Below are 21,066 nucleotides of genomic sequence, written 5' to 3'. Positions count from 1 at the left end.
TTTTTTCTTACACCCAATTGTTCTTGAAGATCAAAAACTCCATGGGTCTTAGTTTTACCTTAATGAAAAGGCGATCGGTTTCTAAAGCTGTGTTTTTTTCGATTTTGACTTTTTTCTTGTTCCCATAGATACATTCCATAAGAAGATTTTCTTTGTTGATAGCGTTATCTATGGTTACGTATTCTTCTTTGGTATTCTTTGGAGAAGAATTATAGACGACAAGTATCTCGCCCTGATAAAGGATCCTTGAAAATGCCAAAAGACATTGTTCACAATCTGGAAACCGAAAATCGAGCCCATTTTCTGAAGTTTCCCTAAAATACATTCTACCGAATTTTAGAATGGCTTCCCTTTGCCTAAGATGTGCCAAGACCGAAATTCTCTTGAATAGCCATGACCCTTGGTTCAATACGTTGGTCTCCTTATCATCGGGATTGAACATGCCCTCCCTGATATATCGATCATCAGTACCGTTGCCCTCAAAACCTTGTTCGGTACCGTAATAAATACATGGAGCGCCAAGGGCACAAATGAGAAAGCCCATGCCCGCAACAATTTGCTCGGGAGCGGCATTGTGGCCAAAGCGGTGCTTAAAATCCATCCCAACCTGGTCGTGGTCGTCGATATAGGTCACCAGAAATTCGCCATACTCGCCACGGTGAAGGGCATTCTTTCGCAGTTCTTCATAGCGCCGTATCAATAGGTTCGGTGATGAATTGCCCTTTATCACTTCTGCCAAGACACTGTGCAGGGGGTGATCTAAGATAGAATCAAGCCCATAATAGATGTTACGGTCTTCAGGCAGTACTTTAGGGCCTATATAGGGATTGCTCATTTCATCGTTGCCGATAATTTCACCGAACAGGAAAAAGTTTCTTTTGCCCAAAGAGTAAGCATATTCCCGAATCCTCGAACAAAAACGGCTGATATCCTGCCCTTTCATATGTTTGACAGCATCCAAACGAAAACCATCAACATCCACCTCACGTATCCAGTAACAATGGATTTTGGCCAGTAGCTCCTGTAAGTCTTCACTGGCGGGGGAACCATCGTTCCGAAATGTTTTTAAGGTAAAGAAGTCTCCTTCCTGGGTCTCGGGATACGCATCGAAATTCTTGATCAGCCCTTTACGGTTATACATTTCGGGATTTCTCAGTTCAAGGGGTATCGGTCTTTCCTTTTCTCGCCAATCACCCAACGGAAAACGCTCTCCTTTGAAATAATAATAGCTGTAATCAAAGGGATAGGACCAATTATCGCCAGAATGATGCAGAACGACATCCAAAAAGACCCGTATATCAAGCCCGTGTGCCTTGTCAACGAGTTTTTCCAAGTCTTTCTTTGTGCCCCAGCGTTTGTCCACATCTATATAATTCTGAATGGCATAGCCATGGTAGGACTCTGGATTGTTTTCAAACACGGGGCTTAGCCAGATGGCCGTACAGCCCAAGTTTTTGATATAGTCAATGTTGTTGATAATCCCCTTAAGAGTACCGCCAAAGGGCCTTCGCAATTGATCTTCATTCCCGAAACCAGGGTGCCGGATATCGAAATTCTTTGAGTGCCGTGCATTGCTATCATGAAACCGGTCAACCATAAGAAAGTAAATGATCTCCTCACGCCATTCCCTATGGCAGTTTACCCAATATTTCTTGTCTGGGCGAGGTGAAAGTTCTATTTCGTCAATTGATTTTAACATCATCTCGTTTTTAAACATTCACATTGGAATATGGTGTATTTGTAGTTATATCTACCTCTTTGCTTTCTTGTGATCTTGCTCCATAAAAACGGTTGAAAACCATACAGGCCGTTAGGTCACCGGTAACATTGACCGCAGTTCTGAACATGCCGAGCAAGCGCTCTACCCCTATAATTATGATAATGCCTTCAGCCGGTATTCCGGCACTTGACAAAACGGAAGCCAAAATCACCACACCGCCACCGGGTATGGCAGGGGTGCCGATGGAGGCAGCAACTATGGTGACCACGACAACAATAATATTCAGAAGGCCCATTTCAAGGCCATAAGCCTGAGCGATAAACAAAGTCGTTATGGTTTGGTAAAGTGCCGTACCATCCATGTTCACGGTAGCCCCTATCGGAATAATGAAATTGCTGATGGAGCCGTTCACTTTGAGCTCTTCTTCCGCTGTTTTTAAGGAAAGGGGCATCACTGCAGCAGAACTCGTGGTCGAGAATGCCAATAGTTGAACATCCGTGATCTTTCTCAAAAATTTAAACGGATTGCTCTGGCCCAATAGACTTACCAATAACAGGTAAACACCTACCAAAAGGAATAACCCTATCAGTACCACGAGCACATAAAAGCCCAAACCTGAAAGGGAGTTTAGACCAACACTGGATGTAAGTTGCGCCATTAAACCAAATACTGCGATGGGTACCAACAACATGGCCCATTTGACCACGGTCATGCAGATTTCCTGTACGGCACCCAAGAGCAGCTTGACAGGTTTGAGCAAATCGTCAGGTAGCGACAATACGGCAACCCCGATTATAATGGTAAAAATCACAATGCTCAACATTTCACCACTGACCATCGAGGCCAATGGGTTTTCAGGCAGTAGATCGGTAATGGCATTCGGTATATCGTTTATTCCAAACGACAGTTCCGTACTTTCGTCCGTATTGGCCAAAGCATTTGCATGATCGACTTCCGCCTGTTGGTGGAGAAACTTTCCCGGTCTAAAGATCAAGGCCAGAACCGTACCTATGGTTACCGATATAATCGTTGTCGATATAAAATATAAGAGTACGCCCCCGCCCAATCTTTTCAGATTTTCCTTGTCGTTACTCGCTATGCCGGTGATGATGGAGGCCACGATCAGTGGTATCATGATCATCTGGACCAATTTCAAAAAGAGCATGCCCGGCAGGGCCAGCCAATTCCCCAGAACATCGGCGGTACTTTTGGTGATCCAACCGTTTTGGGGACTTAACAACAGGCCTACTCCAACACCAAGAAACAAAGCAATGATAACTTTGAGCCATAGCCGGTTCTCAACCAACCTTTGTAGGCCGTGGTTTAATGATTTTAATGATTTTATTTCCGTATCCAGCATTCTTTTATCAGATGATTTATGCTATTGTTATTCTTTCTTCAAGGTAAACGCCCTGCACGGCATGCAATAATTCCACACCGTCCTTAAAAGGTCTTTGAAAGGCCTTTCTCCCTAAGATCAATCCTGCTCCGCCTGCCCTTTTGTTGATGACCGCAGTTCTGACCGCATCCGACATATCTGACTCGCCTTGTGAACCGCCACCTGAGTTTATCAAACCTATTTTGCCCATGTAGCAATTGGCCACCTGCAACCGGCATAGATCTATGGGGTGCTCCGTGGTCAGTGTTTCGTACATGGCATCATCAAACTTGCCGAATTTCAGGTTCTTGAAGCCAAAATTGGTCGTGGGCAGTTTCTGTTTGATGATATCGGCCTGTATCGTTACCCCTAGGTGGTTGGCCTGACCCGTTAAATCCGCGGCGGTGTGATAGTCCTCTTTGTCTGTTTTGAAAGCATCGTTACGGGTGTAGCACCACAAAATTGTGGCCATACCAAGGCTATGGGCCTCGGCAAAGGCTTCCGCAATCTCCCTTATCTGTCGATTGCTTTCCTGGGACCCAAAATAAATGGTCGCCCCAATGGCAACCGCGCCCATGTTCCACGCTTCCATGACTTTTCCGAACAGGTTCTGGTCATAAGTGTTGGGATAGGACAATAACTCATTGTGGTTTATCTTGACAATGAAGGGGACTTTATGCGCATATTTCCGAGAACAAAGGCCCAACACCCCGAAAGTGGAGGCCACACCGTTGCAACCGGCTTCGATGGCGAGCTTTACAATGTTCTCGGGATCAAAATAATCGGGGTTTTTAAAGAAGGAAAAAGAGGCACTATGTTCAATGCCCTGATCTACGGGAAGGATGCTCAGATACCCAGTATCTCTTAGATTGCCATGCCCGTACAATTGGGCAAGGCTACGAAGCACTTGTGGGCTTCGATTACTATTGACGAATACGTTGTCCACAATATTCTTATCGGGCAACCGCAGTTCATCCTTGGTGACCTTCTGGCTTACATGATCTAAATAGAAAGATGCTTTGTCCCCTAAATGCGCGACTATGTTATCATACGTTTTCATAATGAAATTTTATCCGATTCCTAAACTTGCATTGGTTTTTTCGATGGATCTGTGTGCATCGGTTTCAATGCCTGTGAGTGCCCTGATGGCGTCAATGGTCTCAGGGATTACAATCGCTTGATTGTCTACCACGTAGGCATAAAAAAGTTCATCGCCCACAACCTTGAGCATGTCTTCCCATAGGGCCACCTCGTACATATCGCCCCATGGTCTGCCCATGTCCATAAACATTTCTTTTATCGTGTTGTTGGAGACCAGACCCTGATCATAGTGAATAAACTTGATTCTACTTGAGGTTTTGAGGGCGTTCAATACCTCTTCCTTTGAGGCTTTTTTTCGTAGCTTAACGTTCCAGTAATGCATATGGCTTAGGGTTTCGGGAACTTTGACCGCAGAAGTAATGACATCCAAATCCGGATCGACACTTTGCGCGTCGGGACCTTGATGGCTGGGTATGTCCTTTTCCGGTACCATGGTGTTCATAATACCTCCCAAGTGGCTTTCCCACGGGTCGGTTGCCCTTCTTAATAATGTTCCCCTTCCATAATCCAACAGATCTGCCCTTTTTAAAGCGGTCAATGTCCTCAAGATAGATGTGGTATTACAGGAAACCACCCGGGTAGCATCTAGATTTACCGCAGTGCTATAATTGTTCTCGGCACTAAAGGAGTGGCCTGTGGTCTTGTGTTTTTCCCCTCCCTGTACGATAAACTTGATCCCTTGCCCTTTGTATATTTCCACATTCTTTGCGGCGATGTTCTTGGGGGTACAATCTACTACCAGATCGGTTTTTTTCAGTAACTGCTGCATGTTACCCTTTACCGTAATACCTGAGGCCTTCATTTCGTTTTCGGCATCTACAGTTGCGGCATAGATATCATACCCCTTTCTTACAGCGTTTTGTATGCGCCAATCGCTGATGACATCACAAACCCCGATAAGGCTCATATCATCTTGTACATTAATGGCATCGGCTACTCTTTTTCCGATAACTCCGTATCCTACTACTGCAATGTTTTTCATGTTCTTTTATGTTTAACTGTTCTTAATTGTTTACTGTTTCTGTATAATAATAGAGCACCCATTACCCCCGCTGTCAATGAAGCGAATAGGATGCTTACCTTGGCCGTAAATATTAGGGACTCGTCTCTAAAAGCCAGTTCGTTTATAAACAACGACATGGTAAAACCGATACCGCCAAGAAAGGCTGTCCCATAAATCATGTTCCAATTCACGTTTTCCGGAAGCTTGGCGAGTTTAAATGCAACGAGTAGTCTTGAAAAAGCAGTAATACCGATAAACTTGCCAAAAATGAGACCTAGACCAATCCCCAAGCTAACGGGGCTGGATAGTACTTTCAACAAATCTCCATGAAGATGTATTCCGGCATTTGCCAAAGCGAACAAGGGAAGAATTACAAAGCCCACTATTGGGTTTAAAGTCCTTTCCAATTTTTGAAGTGGAGTTTCGGCCTCGGAACTTGCAGTCTTTATATCCTCCAATATCTCCAATTGCGTTTTTGAGATAAGTGTTCCCTTTATAGACTTGGTTTCTTGAAATCTCTTATGCAAACGGTCTAAACGCTCTAAAAAGGTATTCTCCTTAATTTTTACCCTACCAGGAATGGCAAATGCGGTCAGAATCCCGGCAATGGTTGGATGTACTCCTGAAAAAAAGAAGGCCAGCCAAACACCGCCGATACCAATAATGGCATAGAACCAAGTGCTTCTCACTCCCGCATAATTGCCGATGATCAAAGCTCCGAAGAACAATAACCCATGTAGTAGATCCATCTCGGATATACCGGAGGTATAGAAAAGGGCAATGACCAAGACACCGCCCAAATCATCCACTATGGCCAACGTAATAAGAAAAACTCTCAATGCAGAAGGCAGTCTTTTCCCGACAAGGGCCAGAACCCCTAATGAAAATGCAATATCCGTGGCCATCGGAATGCCCCAACCATTGGAAGCTTCGCCCGAGTTGTTGAACATAAAATAAATAAGGGCAGGGAACACCATACCACCTATTGCTGCACCGATGGGCAGTATTGCATCCTTGGGGGACGACAGTTTACCACCGATTATTTCACGTTTCAACTCCAAACCGACTTGTAGAAAGAAAAAGGCCATTAAGCCGTCGTTTATCCATAACAGTAGCGACTCCGATAGCTGAAGTGTACCCACGCTAAAGGCAATTTCGGTTTGCATTAGGTCGATATAATACCCCTTCCATGGCGAGTTGGCCCACACCATAGCAATAACAACAGTGATAAAGAGAACAATGCCACTGTTATTGAGTCCTTTGGCCGAGCTGCCGAAGAATTTTTTAATACCCCTATTTGAGTCGAGTCTAGGCATCGATGCTGGATTTTTTGGGATTTACATCCTTTTCCAATTCATTATTGGAACTATATTTTAAGGAGGCTTTCATATAAGCATCACGTTTGAAACTTCTTATGATTACCCGGTTGCTTTTTTCATAGGTAAAATAACTGATGGCCCAATTGAAGCCCACCAAAAATTTGTTTCGAAACCCACTGATGGAAAGCAAGTGAACAACGGACCACAAAAGCCAGGCAGCATACCCCCCGAAGTGGAGCTTCCCTAAATCAGCGACCGCTTTTCTTTTACCGACAGTGGCCAATGAACCTTTATCCTTGTACCTAAAGGGTTTGGAAGGCTTTGATTGAACGGTGTTCAATAACACTTTTGCCAAATGACGGCCCTGTTGTATGGCGGTTTGGGCTACCTGTGGATGCCCTTTCGGGGTCTCGTCTGTGATTACCCCGGCAATGTCCCCTATGGCGAAAACATTATCCATACCCTCGACTTTTAGATGGGTATCCGTTTTTAAACGGTTCCCTTTAATTATATGTTTTTGATTGATGCCCTCTGGAATCTGGCCTGTTACGCCTGCCGTCCAAATCAGGTTTTTGGCACTAATTTTCCTTCCGCTTTTGGTTGATACCACATTGCCGTCGTATCCGCTGACGGCCTCGTTCAATAACACTTGCACATTGAGATTTTTTAGATACTGAAGCGTTTTTATCGAAGCCTTGTCGGACATCGAAGCCAAGAGTTCATCCAGCGCTTCAATGAGGAAAATGTTCATTATAGTATTCGGATACTCTGGATAGTCTTTTGGCAGGATGTACTTACAGAATTCCGCCAAGGCACCTGCCATTTCGACCCCGGCAGGGCCTCCGCCCACAATCACAAAATTGGTCAGCGCATCGCGCTCATCCTCATCGCAAGTAATCGCGGCCTGCTCCAAGTTTTGCAACATCATGTGGCGGATATTGAGGGAATCCCGGATATCCTTCATGCCCAAACTATTTCTTTCCACTTCTTCCATACCGAAGAAATTGGTCTTTGTTCCGATGGCCAAGACCAGATAATCGTAGGTGAGCTTGCCTTTATCCGTGACAACCGTGTTGGAAGCGGGTTCGATTTGCGTCACTTCGGCCAGTCTGAAGCTCACATTACCATAACCCTTGAACTGTTTTCTGAAGGGAAATACGATACTGTCCGGTTCAAGTCCGCTGGTGGCCACTTGATAGAACAAGGGCTGAAACTGGTGGAAGTTGTTACGGTCTATCAGCACGACCTGTACCTCCTTGTTTTTAAGGCCTTCTACCAGGGCCAGCCCTGCAAAGCCACCACCCACCACCACGATACGCGGCAGTACGGTGTTGGGCAGACAAACCGAATCTGTTACTATGCAACTGGCCTCTGTACTGTTTTCCGGTATGCAATTACTCTTCATGCCCATTTGGGTTTTAAGGTTTTTTGCCATAAGCGTATTTGTATAGCTTTTGATAGCAATTATACACTAACTTATTTTTCACTTTTTTTTCTAACAATCAGAACCGAACAACTGGCGTGCATGGCAATGGATTGGGAGACCGAACCAAGCAAAAAGCGGGAAAATGCACCATGGCCCTGGGATCCAACAACAATAAGGTCTGCGCCAAAGTTTTCTGACTTTTCGAGAATGGCGCTTTTCGGAAGGCCATGGATAACTTCGGTGGTTATTGAGATTTCAGGGTTCTTATCCTTAACTGATTTGGCTGCATTTTTCACAATAGTTTCCGCTGACTTTCGTGCATTGGACACCGCTTCTTCATAATAATTACCAAGTGGACTACCAAGGGTAGCTGCTCCAGGAGCGGTCAGCAAAGGATTTTCAAAAACACTTAGTATACATACTTCAGTGCCCCCCAGCAAGCGCATTGCTGCAAGTTCATTAATGGCGGCTCTACTGAATTTGGAGCCATCTATTGCCAATACTATTTTCATCTTCTTATATCTAATTGTTCATAAATCTTATTTCATACTACTTGCTTTACCATCTAACTCATGGTAATAGGTCTCATTAATTTTCTCCAATACAAGTGTTCGTATAAGCCTGACCAGTACATCCCGAAAGTAAAAGCGAACAAAAGCTCTTCTATTGGAATGCCGGTCACTAGAATATCACTAAGGTTTTCCAGATTCCAGAAAAGTTCTACATAATCGGGATAGAATGGGAGAATACTTCCGAAATAAACAAAGTACAATGCCGTGAACAGAAATCCACTTATCCAGATTTTGGTCTTTAGGTCCGGACGACAGTACAGCGTGGCCATTCCACCCAAAAACATGGCCGCAATGCCACAGTAGATATGATTCAACGGTGTGAACAGGGCCAATACCAAAAACACGACCGCCGGGACGAAAAGGATATATAGGTGCAACCGGTGCCTTGCATGTTTGCGCTCGGTATGCGGTATTTCAACATACCTTCGCTTAAAAATAAGATTGTACAGTACCGTACCTATACCACCGATGGCAAAAGAAAAGATTAGGCTTTCAATATCGAACCCTGTCTTTATCGCCAAATCGAAAAGCGATGGCGGATGCCAATATTCGGGAACAAAAAGGGGTTCGGTAAGCCCAAAGGGCATGGTTATCCAACTCATCTTCAGCATTTCTCTTCGAGAATCTTTCTTCATTAGATAGACCACGCCCCAGAGGGCTAGAATAATAAGGGACCATATAAACCAGACATATTGCATAATTTTATGGTTTTCGGGCTTCTAAATAATCGACCGCTTCCTTGACCGTCAATGGGTATGTAGCATTTCCTGTCCTGACGTAAAAAGTAGTGGCCCCGGTATAGTTGACATATATGGGTTTTTTGGAAGGTTCGATATCTATTACGCACACCTCCTTTTCATTTAAACTATAGAATGATATGTGATTGCTGAAACAGGCTTCATGCCCCAACTGAGTGGATATAATCCGGTATACCTCCCGCTCGTAGCCATCCCTGTTTTTATGCTTAAGTGTTTTAAAATCCTTTTCCAGGCCCAAAACGCTTCCGTCGTCATCAACACCAATAATTAATTTACCCCCTTTTGCATTCATAAAACCGGTAATGGTCTTGGCTATGACCAGTTCCAGTTCGCGGTTGGTGGTTTTCCTAAAATAATCATAGCGGATGGAAGACTTAAATTCTACCCGTTCATTCTCACCCGCCTCTATCAATTCTTCTAAATCGCGCAGTAACAACTGCTGTTGTGTGCCTATAAGCTTGTTCTTTCGCCTGAGGGTTATGAAAAATAGACCGGAAACTATCCCTAGGAAAATGCCAAGGATTGTAAGCGAGACGCTCATCCCTCTCATATCAAAAGTGAAAGATTCTAAAAACTGCGACTTTAAGACGTCCCAAAACAGGGAAAATGAAAATGGTGTATTGCTAAATTCAAACCAATAAAGCACCATGGTAAAAGGATGGACAAGGAAATAGAAAATGCCCCCCCATATTACCGTTTGGGTGAAAATTGTTTTGATATTTCTTGCAGTACTATTCACTTATTCTACTTTATATGGTTGTACTCCAGGTTCAATTCCGGGATTCTATTGTCAATTGCTCAGTTCTTTGGCACTTTCCGCCAACAAATTGCCTGTGGTCGATGCGACACCGGTTCCTAAAAAGTCTCTCCGATCTATTGTTCAGATTATCTACTCTTAATCTGTGTGTTGTAAAATGCGGCAATCAGGGCACCTGTGAGCCAAGCAATGATAAAAGTCTGGACAATGCCAATAAGTGCCTCCCAAATTGGCACGTCTACCCGTATTATACTGGTAGTGTCCAAGCCGTGCAGCAGGCTGTTGAAAAAGGTTATGCTTCCTTCTTGTCCTGCTGTCGCCAAAACAATCATGCAGCCGGCGTAGAGGATTGCAGCGGTCAGCCCCATGGCAAAACCGAATTTTTTTACATTGATACGATTCATGATTCTTGTTTTAATGTTTATTGTTGTTATTATTCATTTATGAGTTTGTTCATGTGCAAAAACCAAAGTTGGAGTCAATGGTTGCGCTCAAGGCTCTTTTTGTATTCCATTTTATTGTGCATGGCCTTGGCGAGATCCTCGTGTTCTAGCGTGTGATCACAAAAAGAATCGGTCAAAAGGCTGTCCGAAGCAATGACCGGCATAAAATGGTGGGTGGTCAGTAGCATAAGGTCAGGATATCTAGTAATCATATCGCTCAATTTGTTCGCTAGTATGGTATCCTTTGCCGCTGCTTTTACGAGTTCGTCCACCATCATTCCCATAGCATGGTCGTTATCCATCATGTTGGCAATGTATTTTTTGCCCAGATCGTGGTCTTCGACCATCAAGGTCAAAACCTCCTCTTGTTGTGACGGGTCCTTGAGCATATCCTTTACAGCACTTTCTTGTTTTTGTGCACAGGCCGATAATGTGAAAACGGCCAATACAATTCCTACTGTTTTTTTGATTTTTGTTTTCATTTTGATTCATTTTAAGTATTACTAATTGCAGCCACTTCCTAGTGTCAAATCAAAGCTGAAATGACACTATTCGGATTTTAGAATCCTTTTTGTTTCCTCAAATTCCTCTTTTGTGATTTCCCCATTGGCAAATCTTTTTTTGAGAATTGCGAATGGGTCTTCCTTCTTTGATTTTCGGTAAGGGATGTCGTATGGCACAAAGAATATCCATATCAAGAGGATCAACCATATGATCCACCATACGAAGTGCATACCGCCCCAGTGTCCATCGAAAAAATGCATAGTTTTAGGTTTAAAGGTTAATAGTTGTTTGTTCCTGGACTAGCTGTCCTATTCTAAAAGTATCTTTGATCGCTCATATTCCTCCTTGGTAATCTCGCCCTTGGCGAAACGAATTTTGAGCAGCATTAGTGGGTCGTCTCCCTCAATTTCTTCGGAAGAGGAACTGGACGGGGCAAAGAAGATCCAGCCTAAGGCCACGATCCAAATTGCCCACCAGATAAGGTGCATGCCCCAAAAAAATCCATCTTTGTAAAACATATTTTTAATTTTAAGGTTTCTATGATTTTAATTAATCTCTGCAATGGTATAGCCGTCAAGTTCGTTGAGTTGCCCTTGCAGTTCTTCGACCGTAAGCTTCTTGTTCATTTTTACAATGGTTGCGCCCACGGGCTGTAAAAAAATTTCTACATTTTCTATATTCGGGTGTTCTTCCAAGGTCTTCTTTACCCTTGTGACACAGCCACCGCAGCTGATTCCGTTAATTTGATACCTATGCTTCATCGCTATAGCATAATTTTTAATGGTGCCGATGTCCTCGATGTTCTTCTTGGGTCTCGGTGGAAACTTGTTCTTTACTGTTATCATGGTTTTTGCTCTTATCTGGCTTACCGTGACTACCATGCCCGTGACCACCGTGTGGTATAAAAAGGTGTATCAAAAACATTACGATGATAAAGGCGAAAAGCCCGTTGTATCCCGTGATGCCCAATGCGGGTGCGAAAAAAATCAACAATAATGGAAGGCCACAACCGATGACCATCCAAATCCAATGTCCTTTCATATTTTCCAGTTTTTAAAATTAATTTCCACCTATCTTTGGTATCGGGGATGGTCACCTCCATTGGTTTTCATAAGGTTATCACCCATCATTACCAAATCTGTGAATGTTCGTTCCCTTTTTGGACGATGATTTTCATGCGGGAACGTATACTATCATAGCTCGCTATACTTTTTCGCACATCATTCGCATCATACTGTCCATCATCTTTTGATTGCCCTGTGACATCCGTATGGCATCGTTAACCCCTGCCATATTATGTTCGGGAAATTTTACTCCCATGGACAAATTGACTTGTTCACCATGGGAGCAATTTTCTCGTCAATTGGCTGACTTAAGAAACTCCTCGATTTTCTTGCTTTCATGTTCGGTCAGGTTGGCCCTGATCCGCATATGAAGGCTGATCGTTTCCCAATCCGTATCATTGTAATCTGCAGGGGATGGAGCGATATGGCACCTATTACAGGTTTCTCCCCAGAGTTGTGCCCCTGATTTTTCTAGTTTAAACCCTTCTTCCGCGACAACCGTCTCGGAATCCGGAATATCAGAATATCCTTTCTTTGTTGAGGAACAGCTTACAACTGTAGCCCCGATTGTTGTCACAAGTATGACCCCAATCACTATTTTGTTCATTATTTTCATCTTACCCGATTTTAAATAGTCTTATTACAATCCCATGGTGTATGGCCAGAAAAAAAGCCTTTGATATTTAACTGATTTTTCGCTTTCATGTTTTCCAGCCTTTGTTTCTCGATTAGAATCCTATGGCCCAATGCACAAACAGGCCATCTGTATTGGTCAGTCCGTCTCCATCGTGGCCCCCTTCGGTTTCGGTGGTCTGATAGCTAAGCTTGACGACAGATCGCCAACTCAACCAGTAGTTTAGACCAAATGCGTATTGCGTGGATTTTTCTTCCCACTCCGCGCCTTCGGGTGCTTTGAAATCCGAATACCTGGCTACGAACTCCAGATTTTTTATGAATTTGTTTCCGGACATGGTGGGACGATAACTCAATTGTCCATAAAAGGAATTACTTTGGTTGTCAAATGAGTATTCTTCCTCATCGCCATCTTCGTGCGTTTCTATAAACGTTGCCGTATCCACGTTCGAGTTGTTGAATTGGGACTTTACATCCACTATCCCCCCAATCGCGGATATCTGTTTTACAAAAGAAAAGTCAAGGGCGAACAAAAATGCCCCAATGTCCTCGTATTCCGAGTCTTCTTCGCCCGTTCCACTTGTCGAATAGGCCGAAAAACCGATTTCTGTCGAAGAATCTGGGAAAGGCAATAGACCAAGGCGACCCCCATAGGCCTTGGCCAAGTTAGTATCTTCATAGTTCTCAAATTCTAGAATACCCGCCTCCTCAGGTTCCTCTGAACCATCTTTGATTCGTGGACCGTTGGTGGAGTATACCGAATAATTCAATTTGGGGCCTCCCAAATCAAATGCACCCCGAAGTTCTACACCAATGCCTGAAGAGGGTGCGATTCCGTCATGTCCATAGCCCAAGGGAGCATTTGGCAATCTATTTATCCATGCGGGATGTAATCTTTCCATAAATGTGCCAAAGGGCAAAAGAAATTTTCCTGCCCGAACGGTCATGTTCTTGTTGAGCACATACATCACATCGGCATACTCAAGACCGGTTTCCAACTCATCGCTTTCCAGCACAAACTCAAGTTCGGCCTCGAACATCAATCTATCCGAATGCTTGTAAAGAAAAATCGGGGCAAAGGCCGATCCCAGAAAAGTGGATTCCGTTTCATCTCCCGAATCCATGTATTCAAAACCAGTGTGGCCATAACCACGCAACATGAATTGTGTCTTGCTCGGTTCAAAAGTGTTGTAGGTCTGGCCGTACATTTGACCACCAAATACAACTGCTGTTAGTACTACTAGTAGCTTTTTCATTTCTTAAGTGTTCGGATATAATTAATAAGTTCCCATCTTTTCTTTTCGGGCAGAGCTGTCTTATAGGAAGCCATTGGGGATCGCCCTTCCGTTAGTTTCCAGTATAGTGCGCCGTCGGTTTGGGCCTGTACGTCTGAATCGGTAAAATCAGTAGGCTTTGGGGTTAGGCCCGCACCTCCCATGCCATCTCCCTTTCCTTTTGCTCCGTGGCAGATCACACAGAGCATTCTATAGGTCCTCTTGCCGGATGCCGCTGCACCCGCGTCACCCTTTAATGGGTTGACCAAATTATCGGCGCTGGAGGGCGCCGTCCACTTCTCTTGTGCATGGGAGTTGAACCCCACGAACAGAAAGCACATAGCCACAATTGCCATCATGTTAGGCAAAATTCTTTTTTTGTTCATTTTTTGGTATTAAGCTGTTATCAAATCTATTTTTATTGCTTCAGGTTTATCTGCATAATTTTCTATATTATTTATATAATTTCGTCATAGAAATTACGCTCTAAATGTTCTGAATTTTTAAAGTCCGTCATGCTCATTCCCGTAATGCGCTTAAATTGTCTGGACAAATGGTTTACACTACTATAATCAAGCATATAAGCTATGTCGGAGAAGGTATATTGCTGTAATTGTATCAATTCTTTGACCTTCTCTATTTTTAGCTTTATGAAATACTTTTCTATGGTGGTGTTTTCGGTTTTGGAAAAAAGTCTACTTAAAACCTTATAATCACGACGTATTGTGGATGCCAGGTATTCCGAAGTCTTTTCCTTTACATGGGTCGGCAGCTCCTGTATGAGCTCTATAAGTGTAAGCTTCACTTCCTCGACCAACATTTCCTCTTCGCTTTTTGCAATTTCAAATCCGTTGGAATGAATCACTTGTAGCACTTTGCTATCAATATCCTTGTTTGTACCCTCGATTATGCGTACGGAAAGTCTTCCCAATTCAAGGGAAAGCACCTTTATATGTACTTCCTCAAGTTCTTGTTTCAAGACCTTAAGGCAACGTCTACAAACCATATTCTTGATCCAGTATACTCTGTTGGATTCCATATGTATTAGTGTTAATGTTACCCGTCTGATAAACCATTAAGAGTCTAAAAGCTCTTATTGATGATGTTGCCTGAAATGTTTGCCATTGAACCATGAGTTCGGCAAAAGGTTGGCCCAATAAGGATTATGGCCAAATACGGAAAGTGCTGATTACCCTAAGGTAATTAGCTCGAGGAATAAATCAAATTAAGAAAGTTTCGTGAAGTACAAGAATGTCCCTCTCTATCCATGGGGGGTCATAGTCCCGAAAGGGGACAATGTTGGTATCAAGTCCTTCAAAAAGATTTATATAGGTATGGAAAAACGTTTGTAAGAAGACAAACGTATCAGTGCCCAATTCCAATTGGGCATTTTTTAGGTTTTCATCTATCGACTTCACGAAAGACTGACTGCTACAACATTCTTGTGTTGCTAAGGAGCATTCCTTTGAAGGCCTTTCTTCTTGCCGCTCAATTTTCTCGTCACAAGGTTTCGCTTTGCCTAAGACCGCAAGATCTACCAACTTATCGCAACAGAAATGCATATCCGCAGTGAAGGAAGAGCCTGCGAACAGCACTATACAAGTTAGGAAAAAGGCAATTATTTTACGGTTAAGGTGTTCCACTATATAAAATTAGGTAAAAATGTTTAATCTTTTTTATTTGATTGATTTTAACAAAAAATACATAAAAAACATGTTATCAATACTTTATATTCAAAAATGGGATATTAGGCATGGTAAATTTAAAAGATAAGGTTAGACAGAAATATGATAAATGTCATATTTGTGGAGAATCAGGCTCAAAACCAATACAAGGAAGCAATCAGGGTAAGGTTGTGTGCTACCTTACATACGATTTTTGCCTAAAAAGCGTTGGATTTAGTATATGCAATAGCTATGGAACGAAAGAAATTTTTACAGAATCTAGGGGCAGGTGCAGCCTTTGCCCTTGTTTTTCCCTGTTTGAACGGATGTTCAAAAGACGGTGCGGTGGGGGGGCTTCCAGTCCCTACAGGAATTGATTTTACAGTCGATCTTGACTCTCAGGAAGGTGCCCCTTTACAGAATAATGGGGGCTTTATCTTGAAGCAATTTGTGGTGGTGGCCAAAAACTTGGAGGGGCAGTATGTGGCCGCCAGCCAGATCTGTAGCCATCAACAAACGGAAGAAGTGCGTTTCATTACCGAAGATGGGGGTATCTATCGTTGTGCAACCCATGGTGCTAGATTCGATCAGACCGGAAAACCTTTGAACGCTATTACACCCAATCCATTGAAAATTTTCAGTACGGAATTGACAGGAAATTTATTGCGTGTTTTTGAATGAGCTTTTTTTTTTATGGTTTAGGGTATAACTCTTATTGTCATCTTCTTTAGTGCAATAATCGACAGTTCCTCCAATTTACCATCCTCGAAGGCTCTATCGATTTGTTCAAAGTCAATGCTTCCCTTTAATTTAGGTGCAAAGTTTCGGTAATCCTGGATTCTGACACCATCGATGGTACGGGGATTATAGGCCTCACGGAAGCGCATCCCACCTTTACCTGTGAAGTATTTGTAAGCAAGATAATCCAGACTATAGTCGTCTGCATCGAACCAGTATAGAAAAACGTCCTCAAAATCATCACCACCACCCTCCTTTTTAAAGGTAACGCGTATTTTATGGTATTCTTTGTCTTGGATTTTGGATATTCCCATATTTTCAAACATGACAGCGGGGTCTTTGAGCCATAGGGGAAGAAAAGCGAAATAGATTACTGAATTGACCGAATTGGCATAGGCCTTTTTTCTTTTCTCGCTAAGGCTTACCAAAGTATCTGCCACATAGCGGAACAGTCCGTCATTGGTATAGACATCACGTATTTTGGTGCCATCAGACCGTCGGTCAATTCTAGTATATTCAAACCGTCCTTTGTGCCTTTTGTAGATATAGTGATACTCCCTAAAGTCAAATGAGACTTCGGCATTTTTTAGTTTTTCGGCTCCGGAATGTCTTATGGCCTTATCAATGATACTCTCTTGCCCCAATCCGAAGTTTGGACTCAAAAAGGCCAACAGTCCTAAAAGCATCCAAAAGGAAATTTGAGAATGGAATAATGGTCTCATTAGGTCTTACTTTATACGTTTTAACATCAATTGCATCAAAATCTGTGCACTTACACGGGCCTTTTTCTTTACAAAGTCCCTTGGGGTATTGTCACCAATTTCAAAGACCAAGGCCTCGGCCCCATGTTCCACAAAAAAATAATTCCGTGATACATTGGTTGGCCGCATCTTGTCACTTGGCCTGATATTGGGGTCGTACCCTTCGAGCTCAGCTTTAACTTCTGACAGCCAATCAGTCACCAAACCTGGCATATTTCCTTCCAATTTGGAGTCCACAGTATAATAGATATCGTCCCAGGTGGAATGAAAATCGATACCAAAATAAAACTTTCCTTTCGTCTGTTTCACTTTCCCTTCCATAAAGTTCTTGACCGAACGTGTTTCCGGTTGGTTAAAATTCGCCCAGTCCCGATTCAGATCGACTCCGCCGGCATTGTGTCTCCAGTGTCCGTTGTCGACCCCGTCAGGGTTCATCAATGGCACTACATAGGTCGTAAACTTTTTTCTGAAATTTTTGGCTAGCTTTGTATCCGATGCAATGGTTTCTACAAAGGTTTTCATGGCCAGATAACCTGTTACCTCGGGCGGGTGTTGCCGTGAAATGACCATCAACATGTTTCTTGCATTTTCGTCACCAATCGCCAACAGCCCCAAATCCCTATTTTCCCTACTTTTTCCAATTTTCTTTTTTGTGATAAAAGGTTTGGTCGATAGGTCTTCCACCCAACGGGAAACATGATGCGAAGTGTGGAGCTCCTGGCCCGAAACCCAAAGTGTATCGGTGCCTATTTCCAGTTTCATATTTACTTTGACCGGAAGCGAACCTGGGCCGAACGCTCTTTCGCCTTTGTCATATTCCTTGTATCTCGTGGAATCAAGGAGGGACCAATTGACCCCATCCTTGCTGAGCTTTGGAAAGTATCGGTGCTTCCCCGATTCTTGATAGGTCAGCACCACATTGACCTGTGTCCTGTTGTTTGCCCATACCTTGAAGGCGTACCACGGACTGGTGTTAATCGGAGTGTTTTCAGGGGTTATCAATACCGTATAGGTGCTGTCGTTATTTTGAACAATACCATTGAGCCTTGACCCAACAAAATCATTGGAAAAGGTAATACCGTTGCGGGCGAATTTGAAATTGCCCTTCCACTGCTTTTGTACCGCCCTGGTTTTGGTTGGGACCGCTGCGATTGGGGGTTGACCCTGAAATCGCTGCTCTTGAGCATAAGTTGCTGCCAAGCCCAGTAGATAGAGAAAAAGTACTTTTTTTTTCATAGCAAATGACTTAAATAACGTTTGTGTTCATCGATAATTTCTTGAAATATTCCCGTGTTGCCTGATTTACTTTTGCTGATAGGCTAATGGCGGATAACATGGTTGGAATGGCCATCAAGGCAAAACTGATGTCGAAAAGACCAACGACACCTGCCATACTGGAAACCGCTCCCAAACTGATACTGAGCACATAAATGTAATTATAGAATTTTTTGTACCTGGTACCAAAAACAAATGCGATACACTTAGCGCCATAATAGGAGTAGGTAAACAATGATGTCAGGGCAAAAATGGATACAATAAACACCAAGAGTACCGCTCCGAATTGGGGCATGGTCTTGACAAAAGCAGATAAGGTGACCGTCACGCCGCCAATATTCGGGTCTTTCCAGCTATCGGTGACCAATATGGCAATCGCGGTCAAGGTACATACCACAAGAGTATCTATAAAGGGCCCGAGCATGGCTACCAACCCCTCTTTTACGGGCTCCACATTTTTTGAGGCCCCATGGGCCATTGGGGCGGTACCAATACCGGCTTCGTTTGAAAAGGCCGCCCTACGTACCCCCACAATAATTATGGAACCCAAGCTACCACCAAGAACCGCATTACCGGTCATGGCATCTGAAAATACCTGTTGAAAAACCGGTAGGATCTGAGTATGGTTGACAAATAGGATATAAGATACCGAGAGAAAATACAATACGACCATTAAAGGAACCAATTTGCTGGCATAGTTTGCAATTCTTTGAATACCGCCAAAAATAACGATGGATACCAGAATGCTAATCACTACCCCTATCAGCAAAGAGGATCCGACCGAGCTTGTAAGGTCAAAAACCGGCACTAATACATCGTTCAAAACCTGGGTAAGCTGGTTCGCTGTAAAAATGGGCAGCGAACCAAAAATGCCCGCTATTGAAAAAAATATGGCAAGGGGCTTCCATCTTTTCCCCAATCCCTCTGTAATTACGTACATCGGCCCTCCCTGTACAATTCCGGAATCATCTGTCCCCCGATACATTATGGACAAAGAGCAGGTGTAGTATTTAGTGGCCATACCGACTATTGCGCTCACCCACATCCAAAAAAGTGCACCAGGGCCTCCCATGCTTATTGCCAGTGCTACACCGGCAATGTTTCCCATCCCCAAAGTAGATGACAAGGCCGTGGATAGTGCCTTGAAGGCACTGATCTGACCAACACCCGAAGTGCTGTCATATTTTCCACGAACGACGGCTATTGCATGCCAAAAGTGTTTGAAAGGCAACAATCTGGAATAGAATAGAAAGAATATCCCACCCCCCATGAGCAACAATAATAATGGCAGGTCCCAAATCCAATTGCTAAGGTCAATAATGGTGTTCTCAACGCTTTTCAGAACACTATTCACCATGCCCATACTTCGCAGAATACCGTTTATAGCTTTCTTGATGAGCTCCATCAAGCACAATCTCCTTGCCACGGATAAATGCCATGGAAAGCGCGTTAGTTTGAACGTCCAGCGCATCCCCACGTGAAACAAAGATACTCGCATCCTTGCCAACGGCTATCGATCCGATGCGGTCATCAACACCCAATATCTTTGCAGGGTTCAGGGTGATCAATTTAAGGGCCTCTTCCTTTTCCATCCCAAAGGCTACCGCCATTCCCGCATAAAAGGGTAGGTTTCGGGAGGTTGAAAGCATTCCATAGTGGTTCAGTGCCACGGTAATTCCTTCTTGAGAGAGCAAATGGGGCAAGGAATAGTAGGCATCATAATCCATACCGTCATGGTCGGGATAATCGTAGGTGGGAGGCAGTACGACGGGTATTTTGTTTTCCTTGATAAATTCCTTTACCGAAAGCACGGGGTAAGTGGCGACCAAAACAATATTCTTGACCTGATGTGATTTAGCAAACGTAATGCCCTCTATAATTTCTTTGGGTTCCTCGGCATGCACTGCCAATACTTTCTTGCCCTCAAAAAGACCTTGTAGGGCCTCCAGCTTCAGATTGGTCCTTTTTCCATCAATGGACTTGTAGGAATGGGCTGCGGAAAACAAATTTTCAAGTTGCATTACTTTTTCATCGTAGGAACTATTTTTCTTGATATTTCTGGTATTGGTACTCTTATCGTAGGAAGTTGATATTGAAGAGGGCCAATGCAGGTGTAGGGCAGCCTCTTCTTTTAATATAGCTTCCTGCCAGCTCCATCCGTCCATTTCCATTACAGCGGAAGTTCCTGAAATCAATCCTCCAGATCGGATGGACTCTACATGTAGAATACCGTTGAAACGTAAGGTAGGGATGTGTTCCGACCCAGTGTCAAAGGCAAAAACCGTTTTAAGGCTGGGGTTGATATCCCCTTCCTCCAATTTATCATTGGAATGGGGCACGCCGCCGATCTCTTCGATACCGATCAACGAATTCAACAGTATGAACCCTGGGTATATATGTTGACCGCTCACATCTTTAGTCTTATAATCGGCTTTTTGTTCCCCTATTCCCTCTAGAGAACCTACATAGGTGATTTTTCCTTTTTTAAAACCTACGGCCCCATTGGCAATAATTTCTCCCGTTCCGGTATGTACAGTAGCGCCCACTAGCAGTATAGGTTCGGTTTGGGTTTGGGCAGGTTTTGGCATTAATTGCCCGACAAGTTCATTGGAACAATGGAAAAATAAAATCGTGAATGGGAGAAGTATGGATATGCTCTTTTTCATCATCTAGGTA

At 43.5% G+C, this 21,066-nt stretch carries 25 protein-coding genes; 1 reads left to right on the top strand and 24 read right to left on the bottom strand.

Translation table 11 applies throughout. The annotated features are described in order from the left end of the window. Nucleotides 1–7 precede the first annotated feature (7 nt). The 20 genes from CLV81_RS00810 to CLV81_RS00715 form a co-directional block, all read right to left on the bottom strand. A complete protein-coding gene (locus CLV81_RS00810) occupies nucleotides 8–1,702 on the bottom strand; it encodes an alpha-amylase family glycosyl hydrolase (RefSeq protein WP_211297977.1) in 1,695 nt (564 codons plus the stop codon). Between the two features lie 7 nt (nucleotides 1,703–1,709). Beyond that, complete coding sequence (locus CLV81_RS00805) at nucleotides 1,710–3,080, bottom strand: dicarboxylate/amino acid:cation symporter (RefSeq protein WP_106143175.1); 1,371 nt, start codon at nucleotides 3,078–3,080, stop codon at nucleotides 1,710–1,712. Between the two features lie 16 nt (nucleotides 3,081–3,096). Further along, entirely contained in the window at nucleotides 3,097–4,158 is a 1,062-nt protein-coding gene (locus CLV81_RS00800; RefSeq protein ID WP_106143174.1) for a class I fructose-bisphosphate aldolase, read from the bottom strand. A gap of 9 nt (nucleotides 4,159–4,167) precedes the next feature. Then, on the bottom strand, nucleotides 4,168–5,181 hold the full coding sequence (locus CLV81_RS00795; protein ID WP_106143173.1) for a type II glyceraldehyde-3-phosphate dehydrogenase: 1,014 nt from the start codon (nucleotides 5,179–5,181) through the stop codon (nucleotides 4,168–4,170). Then, on the bottom strand, nucleotides 5,178–6,518 hold the full coding sequence (gene nhaA, locus CLV81_RS00790) for a Na+/H+ antiporter NhaA (protein ID WP_106143172.1): 1,341 nt from the start codon (nucleotides 6,516–6,518) through the stop codon (nucleotides 5,178–5,180). The genes CLV81_RS00795 and nhaA overlap by 4 nt, the downstream gene beginning before the upstream one ends. Further along, nucleotides 6,511–7,926: an NAD(P)/FAD-dependent oxidoreductase gene (locus CLV81_RS00785; RefSeq protein ID WP_106144846.1), complete on the bottom strand. Its 1,416-nt coding sequence runs from the start codon at nucleotides 7,924–7,926 to the stop codon at nucleotides 6,511–6,513. The genes nhaA and CLV81_RS00785 overlap by 8 nt, the downstream gene beginning before the upstream one ends. Nucleotides 7,927–7,997: 71 nt before the next feature. Continuing rightward, nucleotides 7,998–8,459, bottom strand: a complete 462-nt coding sequence (locus CLV81_RS00780; RefSeq protein ID WP_106143171.1) for a universal stress protein — start codon at nucleotides 8,457–8,459, stop codon at nucleotides 7,998–8,000. 53 nt (nucleotides 8,460–8,512) lie between these two features. Then, nucleotides 8,513–9,217: a lycopene cyclase domain-containing protein gene (locus tag CLV81_RS00775; protein WP_106143170.1), complete on the bottom strand. Its 705-nt coding sequence runs from the start codon at nucleotides 9,215–9,217 to the stop codon at nucleotides 8,513–8,515. Between the two features lie 4 nt (nucleotides 9,218–9,221). Beyond that, nucleotides 9,222–10,016 (bottom strand): AlbA family DNA-binding domain-containing protein, encoded by a 795-nt coding sequence (locus CLV81_RS00770; RefSeq protein WP_106143169.1) that lies wholly within the window; start codon nucleotides 10,014–10,016, stop codon nucleotides 9,222–9,224. Nucleotides 10,017–10,162: 146 nt separating this feature from the next. Then, a complete protein-coding gene (locus tag CLV81_RS00765; protein ID WP_036378938.1) occupies nucleotides 10,163–10,438 on the bottom strand; it encodes a DUF5676 family membrane protein in 276 nt (91 codons plus the stop codon). 74 nt (nucleotides 10,439–10,512) lie between these two features. Further along, nucleotides 10,513–10,959, bottom strand: a complete 447-nt coding sequence (locus CLV81_RS00760; RefSeq protein WP_106143168.1) for a hypothetical protein — start codon at nucleotides 10,957–10,959, stop codon at nucleotides 10,513–10,515. Nucleotides 10,960–11,025: 66 nt separating this feature from the next. Beyond that, entirely contained in the window at nucleotides 11,026–11,241 is a 216-nt protein-coding gene (locus CLV81_RS00755) for an SHOCT domain-containing protein (RefSeq protein WP_106143167.1), read from the bottom strand. Between the two features lie 48 nt (nucleotides 11,242–11,289). Next, complete coding sequence (locus CLV81_RS00750; RefSeq protein WP_106143166.1) at nucleotides 11,290–11,499, bottom strand: SHOCT domain-containing protein; 210 nt, start codon at nucleotides 11,497–11,499, stop codon at nucleotides 11,290–11,292. Nucleotides 11,500–11,526: 27 nt separating this feature from the next. After that, entirely contained in the window at nucleotides 11,527–11,826 is a 300-nt protein-coding gene (locus tag CLV81_RS00745) for a heavy-metal-associated domain-containing protein (RefSeq protein ID WP_237685877.1), read from the bottom strand. After that, nucleotides 11,759–12,022, bottom strand: a complete 264-nt coding sequence (locus tag CLV81_RS00740) for a hypothetical protein (RefSeq protein WP_106143164.1) — start codon at nucleotides 12,020–12,022, stop codon at nucleotides 11,759–11,761. Before CLV81_RS00740 ends, CLV81_RS00745 begins: the two co-directional genes overlap by 68 nt. Before the next feature lie 318 nt (nucleotides 12,023–12,340). After that, a complete protein-coding gene (locus CLV81_RS00735; protein WP_106143163.1) occupies nucleotides 12,341–12,652 on the bottom strand; it encodes a hypothetical protein in 312 nt (103 codons plus the stop codon). A 121-nt stretch (nucleotides 12,653–12,773) separates the two neighbouring features. Then, on the bottom strand, nucleotides 12,774–13,934 hold the full coding sequence (locus CLV81_RS00730; protein ID WP_106143162.1) for a porin family protein: 1,161 nt from the start codon (nucleotides 13,932–13,934) through the stop codon (nucleotides 12,774–12,776). After that, nucleotides 13,931–14,338 carry a c-type cytochrome gene (locus CLV81_RS00725; protein WP_106143161.1) on the bottom strand — a complete coding sequence of 136 codons (408 nt, stop codon included), beginning with the start codon at nucleotides 14,336–14,338 and terminating at the stop codon, nucleotides 13,931–13,933. Before CLV81_RS00725 ends, CLV81_RS00730 begins: the two co-directional genes overlap by 4 nt. A 71-nt stretch (nucleotides 14,339–14,409) precedes the next feature. Further along, nucleotides 14,410–14,991 carry a helix-turn-helix domain-containing protein gene (locus tag CLV81_RS00720; protein WP_106143160.1) on the bottom strand — a complete coding sequence of 194 codons (582 nt, stop codon included), beginning with the start codon at nucleotides 14,989–14,991 and terminating at the stop codon, nucleotides 14,410–14,412. Between the two features lie 181 nt (nucleotides 14,992–15,172). Further along, nucleotides 15,173–15,595 carry an HYC_CC_PP family protein gene (locus CLV81_RS00715; protein WP_106143159.1) on the bottom strand — a complete coding sequence of 141 codons (423 nt, stop codon included), beginning with the start codon at nucleotides 15,593–15,595 and terminating at the stop codon, nucleotides 15,173–15,175. A 273-nt stretch (nucleotides 15,596–15,868) separates the two neighbouring features. On the opposite strand from CLV81_RS00715, the gene CLV81_RS00710 reads away from it, so the two are divergent. Next, a complete protein-coding gene (locus tag CLV81_RS00710) occupies nucleotides 15,869–16,297 on the top strand; it encodes a QcrA and Rieske domain-containing protein (RefSeq protein ID WP_106143158.1) in 429 nt (142 codons plus the stop codon). A gap of 17 nt (nucleotides 16,298–16,314) precedes the next feature. Here the strand turns inward: CLV81_RS00710 and CLV81_RS00705 are convergent, their stop codons facing one another. The 4 genes from CLV81_RS00705 to CLV81_RS00690 are packed head-to-tail and all read right to left on the bottom strand — an operon-like array spanning nucleotide 16,315 to nucleotide 21,059. Then, complete coding sequence (locus CLV81_RS00705) at nucleotides 16,315–17,076, bottom strand: DUF6503 family protein (RefSeq protein WP_146129797.1); 762 nt, start codon at nucleotides 17,074–17,076, stop codon at nucleotides 16,315–16,317. 6 nt (nucleotides 17,077–17,082) lie between these two features. Continuing rightward, the gene (locus tag CLV81_RS00700) at nucleotides 17,083–18,351 is read right to left on the bottom strand and encodes a M14 family metallopeptidase (RefSeq protein ID WP_106143156.1); all 1,269 of its coding nucleotides are present in this window, start codon (nucleotides 18,349–18,351) and stop codon (nucleotides 17,083–17,085) included. Between the two features lie 10 nt (nucleotides 18,352–18,361). After that, entirely contained in the window at nucleotides 18,362–19,795 is a 1,434-nt protein-coding gene (locus CLV81_RS00695; protein WP_245911874.1) for an alanine/glycine:cation symporter family protein, read from the bottom strand. Continuing rightward, on the bottom strand, nucleotides 19,737–21,059 hold the full coding sequence (locus tag CLV81_RS00690; RefSeq protein ID WP_106143155.1) for an amidohydrolase family protein: 1,323 nt from the start codon (nucleotides 21,057–21,059) through the stop codon (nucleotides 19,737–19,739). Before CLV81_RS00690 ends, CLV81_RS00695 begins: the two co-directional genes overlap by 59 nt. Nucleotides 21,060–21,066 lie beyond the last annotated feature (7 nt).

Origin of the sequence: Flagellimonas meridianipacifica, from assembly GCF_003001695.1 — a bacterium.
Classification (GTDB): Bacteria; Bacteroidota; Bacteroidia; order Flavobacteriales; family Flavobacteriaceae; genus Flagellimonas; species Flagellimonas meridianipacifica.
The sequence above is the reverse complement of the archived record's forward strand: the minus strand, read 5'-3'. Positions and strand labels throughout refer to the sequence as shown.

Bases quoted from the DNA above. Each gene is read 5' to 3' on its own strand.
- CLV81_RS00810 (WP_211297977.1), bottom strand. From the start codon at position 1,702: ATGATGTTAAAATCAATTGACGAAATAGAACTTTCACCTCGCCCAGAC.
- CLV81_RS00805 (WP_106143175.1), bottom strand. From the start codon at position 3,080: ATGCTGGATACGGAAATAAAATCATTAAAATCATTAAACCACGGCCTA.
- CLV81_RS00800 (WP_106143174.1), bottom strand. From the start codon at position 4,158: ATGAAAACGTATGATAACATAGTCGCGCATTTAGGGGACAAAGCATCT.
- CLV81_RS00795 (WP_106143173.1), bottom strand. From the start codon at position 5,181: ATGAAAAACATTGCAGTAGTAGGATACGGAGTTATCGGAAAAAGAGTA.
- nhaA (WP_106143172.1), bottom strand. From the start codon at position 6,518: ATGCCTAGACTCGACTCAAATAGGGGTATTAAAAAATTCTTCGGCAGC.
- CLV81_RS00785 (WP_106144846.1), bottom strand. From the start codon at position 7,926: ATGAAGAGTAATTGCATACCGGAAAACAGTACAGAGGCCAGTTGCATA.
- CLV81_RS00780 (WP_106143171.1), bottom strand. From the start codon at position 8,459: ATGAAAATAGTATTGGCAATAGATGGCTCCAAATTCAGTAGAGCCGCC.
- CLV81_RS00775 (WP_106143170.1), bottom strand. From the start codon at position 9,217: ATGCAATATGTCTGGTTTATATGGTCCCTTATTATTCTAGCCCTCTGG.
- CLV81_RS00765 (WP_036378938.1), bottom strand. From the start codon at position 10,438: ATGAATCGTATCAATGTAAAAAAATTCGGTTTTGCCATGGGGCTGACC.
- CLV81_RS00760 (WP_106143168.1), bottom strand. From the start codon at position 10,959: ATGAAAACAAAAATCAAAAAAACAGTAGGAATTGTATTGGCCGTTTTC.
- CLV81_RS00755 (WP_106143167.1), bottom strand. From the start codon at position 11,241: ATGCATTTTTTCGATGGACACTGGGGCGGTATGCACTTCGTATGGTGG.
- CLV81_RS00750 (WP_106143166.1), bottom strand. From the start codon at position 11,499: ATGTTTTACAAAGATGGATTTTTTTGGGGCATGCACCTTATCTGGTGG.
- CLV81_RS00745 (WP_237685877.1), bottom strand. From the start codon at position 11,826: ATGATAACAGTAAAGAACAAGTTTCCACCGAGACCCAAGAAGAACATC.
- CLV81_RS00740 (WP_106143164.1), bottom strand. From the start codon at position 12,022: ATGAAAGGACATTGGATTTGGATGGTCATCGGTTGTGGCCTTCCATTA.
- CLV81_RS00735 (WP_106143163.1), bottom strand. From the start codon at position 12,652: ATGAACAAAATAGTGATTGGGGTCATACTTGTGACAACAATCGGGGCT.
- CLV81_RS00730 (WP_106143162.1), bottom strand. From the start codon at position 13,934: ATGAAAAAGCTACTAGTAGTACTAACAGCAGTTGTATTTGGTGGTCAA.
- CLV81_RS00725 (WP_106143161.1), bottom strand. From the start codon at position 14,338: ATGAACAAAAAAAGAATTTTGCCTAACATGATGGCAATTGTGGCTATG.
- CLV81_RS00720 (WP_106143160.1), bottom strand. From the start codon at position 14,991: ATGGAATCCAACAGAGTATACTGGATCAAGAATATGGTTTGTAGACGT.
- CLV81_RS00710 (WP_106143158.1), top strand. From the start codon at position 15,869: ATGGAACGAAAGAAATTTTTACAGAATCTAGGGGCAGGTGCAGCCTTT.
- CLV81_RS00705 (WP_146129797.1), bottom strand. From the start codon at position 17,076: ATGAGACCATTATTCCATTCTCAAATTTCCTTTTGGATGCTTTTAGGA.
- CLV81_RS00700 (WP_106143156.1), bottom strand. From the start codon at position 18,351: ATGAAAAAAAAAGTACTTTTTCTCTATCTACTGGGCTTGGCAGCAACT.
- CLV81_RS00695 (WP_245911874.1), bottom strand. From the start codon at position 19,795: ATGGAGCTCATCAAGAAAGCTATAAACGGTATTCTGCGAAGTATGGGC.
- CLV81_RS00690 (WP_106143155.1), bottom strand. From the start codon at position 21,059: ATGATGAAAAAGAGCATATCCATACTTCTCCCATTCACGATTTTATTT.